This is a genomic window from Mesorhizobium sp. M4B.F.Ca.ET.143.01.1.1, assembly GCF_004792275.1.
Taxonomy (GTDB): Bacteria; Pseudomonadota; Alphaproteobacteria; order Rhizobiales; family Rhizobiaceae; genus Mesorhizobium; species Mesorhizobium abyssinicae.
On the sequence record NZ_SRSR01000241.1, the window covers coordinates 1 to 320 of the forward strand.

Sequence of the window (320 nt, forward strand, 5' to 3'; positions counted from 1 at the left end):
ATGCCCTTCTTGGACCTCATCCGGAGTCTCAATTTGGTGTTCGACACGAAATTTGCAATCGTGCTGAGGGAAGACCTCGCCGTCTGGCAGAAGCTCAACGTCACCGCTTTCCTGACCAGCGGCATCGTCGCGCAATTTCCCGAGATCATCGGCGAGCCCTATCGCGACCGCGCCGGAAACACCTACAACCCCATGTCGATCCAGCCGGTCATCGTCCTGTCGGCCGATGGGGCGACGCTGGGCGCGATCCATCGCCGGTCATTGGAGCGGGGCGCCACGACATCCGCTTATATCGAGGAGATGTTCGCGACCGGCCACGA

1 protein-coding gene is annotated in these 320 nt (G+C 60.9%); it reads left to right on the forward strand.

Annotated features, from left to right (window positions below; translation table 11 throughout):
- Positions 1–36 precede the first annotated feature (36 nt).
- The coding region (locus tag EN786_RS36815; RefSeq protein WP_135910146.1) for a DUF2000 family protein at positions 37–320 on the forward strand (284 nt) is incomplete at its 3' end.